We start from the raw sequence: 1,375 nt of genomic DNA, 5'->3' as shown, positions 1-1,375 counted from the left end.
CTCGAAATGCGATTCTCGAGGACGGTCTGGACTATCGTGAGAATCTGGTTGATGCCCCAGTAGATCAGGCCGACCATCAGGAACATTTCCATGTAACGGAAGGTGGAGGCGCCGACCTGGTCGGCGACGCGGGTCAGTTCTACCACCGTAATTGTCGAAGCGAGGGATGTATCTTTGATGAGTGCAATCATGCGGCTGCCGACAGGCGGAATGGCGATGCGTAGTCCTTGGGGAAGAATAACCCGCGACATGGCTTTCCAGTAACCCATGCCCAGCGACATCGCAGCTTCCCACTGGCCCTTGTCCACCGCGTTGATGCCGGAACGGAAGTTCTCGCTCAGATACGCGGCCGAAAACAGCGTGAGCGCGAGGAGCGCGGCGGGAACCGGGTCAAGTGTCAGACCGTACCGGGGCAAACCGAAATAGATCAGCAGTATCTGCACGAGCAGCGGCGTGCCACGGAAGATGGATACATATGCGAATGCGAACGCGCGTAGTGCACCTATGCTGGAGATACGAGCCAGGGCGACCAGTAACCCTAGCGTCGAACCGAGCACAAACGACAACAAACCGAGAAAGAGTGTCATCAGCACCGCACTCTTTAACAGCGGAAGCGAGCGCATGAAAAGCTCGATCATGACTACTCCTTGTGCGCCTTCGCTTTGGTGATCGTGCCGGCCATATCGTAATCTTGCCCGACCCACTTCCTGGCAATGGCCTCGATCGTCCCGTCAGCCATCATGTCTGCAATCGCCTTATCGACCGCTGCGAGCAGGGCCGGTTGGCCTTTCTGCAAAGCCGGCGCTGATAGCTGGTAGATCAAGGGTTCGCCCACTTCCCTGACCGGTAAATGGTTGACGTTGGCGTACTTCATGCCGCCGAAGTGCGAGATGATGACTGCGTCGATACGTCCATTGCCCAGATCGCTGAAGACGAGTCCCCCGTTATCGTACGAACGGATGTCGGAGTCATGCAGGTGTGCTCGTGCCCATGTTTCATTGCTCGAGCCAGTGACCACTCCCACTCGCTTGCCTTTAAGGGTTTCCTTGCCCTTGATGTCTGTGTTGCCGGCGGGTACGAAAATGCGGAAATCCTCCACGCCGTATGGAACGCCGAAATCAACCTGTTGTTCCCGTTCAGGTGTAGGTGTGAGATCGTTCATCACAAGGTCGTACTTGCCCGTCTTCAACCCTTCCACGAAGTTCTTGAACGAATCGGCGACGAATACTACGTTCGGCACGCCAATGCGCTTGCCGACTTCCTTTGCAATTGCAACGTCGTAGCCGACAGGTTGATTGTTTTCGTCAAGCATGCTCCATGGGGGACTACTCTGGGTGTTGGCCACGCGCAATGTGCCATTCGCCTTCACCTGCGC

2 protein-coding genes are annotated in these 1,375 nt (G+C 56.4%); both read right to left on the bottom strand.

The features are described 5' to 3' along the window. Positions 1 to 638: amino acid ABC transporter permease (locus HDG32_RS35910; RefSeq protein WP_184074574.1), on the bottom strand; the 638-nt coding region annotated here is incomplete at its 3' end. A 2-nt stretch (positions 639 to 640) separates the two neighbouring features. After that, positions 641 to 1,375, bottom strand: a 735-nt coding sequence (locus tag HDG32_RS35905; RefSeq protein WP_184074572.1) for an ABC transporter substrate-binding protein, incomplete at its 5' end; no start/stop codon positions are given.

The organism is Paraburkholderia sp. CI2, from assembly GCF_014201055.1.
In the GTDB taxonomy this organism is placed as follows: Bacteria; Pseudomonadota; Gammaproteobacteria; order Burkholderiales; family Burkholderiaceae; genus Paraburkholderia; species Paraburkholderia tuberum.
This window is presented reverse-complemented; position numbering and strand designations above follow the sequence as displayed.